1 protein-coding gene and 1 pseudogene are annotated in these 1,104 nt (G+C 64.9%); both read left to right on the top strand.

Translation table 11 applies throughout. From position 1 onward, the window contains the following. The first annotated feature begins 10 nt into the window (after positions 1-10). The gene (locus AC0L3X_RS47160) at positions 11-166 is read left to right on the top strand and encodes a transposase (protein ID WP_473317610.1); all 156 of its coding nucleotides are present in this window, start codon (positions 11-13) and stop codon (positions 164-166) included. Next, positions 151-1,086 (top strand): annotated as a pseudogene (locus tag AC0L3X_RS47155) (IS3 family transposase); the annotation flags it as partial. The gene AC0L3X_RS47160 and the pseudogene AC0L3X_RS47155, both read left to right, overlap by 16 nt. Positions 1,087-1,104: the final 18 nt, after the last annotated feature.

Here is a 1,104-nt window from a genome sequence, read left to right as displayed (position 1 = left end):
TGAAGCGACGCTGTACAATTGGAAGGCGAAGTTCGGCGGTCTGGACGTCTCCGATGCCAAGCGGTTGCGGCAACTCGAGGACGAGAACGCCAAGCTGAAGAAGCTGCTGGCCGAGCAGATGCTGGATGCTGCAGCGCTACGCGAGCTTTTGTCAAAAAAATGGTAGGGCCCGTCGCCAAGCGCGAAGCCGTCGCGCACCTGCAGGCCGTCATGGGTCTGGCGGAGCGGCGGGCCTGCGGCATCGTCGGCGCTGACCGCAAGATGGTTCGGTACCGATCGTGCCGACCGCCGGACACCGAACTACGCGGCCACTTGCGCGAGCTTGCTAATGCCCGTCGGCGGTTCGGCTACCGCCGGCTGTTCGTGCTGCTTCGCCAGCAGGGCGAGCCGTCCGGGCGGAACCGGATCTACCGTCTGTATCGAGAGGAAGGCCTCAGCGTGCGCAAGCGCCGGGCCCGCCGCCGCGCCGTGGGCACCCGAGCGCCGATACTGGTCGAGGCTCGGCCGAACGCCCGGTGGTCGCTGGATTTTGTCCACGACCAGTTCGCCAGCGGCCGTCGCTTCCGGGTCCTGAATATCGTCGATGACGTGACCCGGGAATGTCTGGCGGCCATCCCCGACACCTCGATCCAGGGGCGGCGGGTGGCACGCGAACTGACGGCGCTGATCAATCAGCGCGGCAAGCCGGGCATGATCGTCTCCGACAACGGCACCGAGTTCACCTGCAATGCCATGCTGGCCTGGTCGGAGGAGAACAAGATCGACTGGCACTTCATTGCGCCGGGCAAGCCGATGCAGAACGGCTTCTGTGAAAGCTTCAACGGCCGGATGCGGGACGAGCTTCTCAACGAAACCTTGTTCTTCGGCCTCGATCACGCCCGCGCCAAGATTGCGGATTGGGTCGGCGACTACAACGGCCAACGCCCGCATTCCTCGCTCGGCTATCTGACCCCTGCGGCCTATGCCGCCTACCTCACCGCAACGTGCGATCGGCTGCGCAACCCCGACCAGCTCCGCCGATCGCACGTTGCTCACACCGCGCCAAACGGCGTAACATCCGCCGAGACTCTAACCGCTACTGGGTGAAACTTCAGGGGCAGGTCA

Source organism: Bradyrhizobium sp. MI1.7 (genome assembly GCF_055811795.1).
This window is presented reverse-complemented; position numbering and strand designations above follow the sequence as displayed.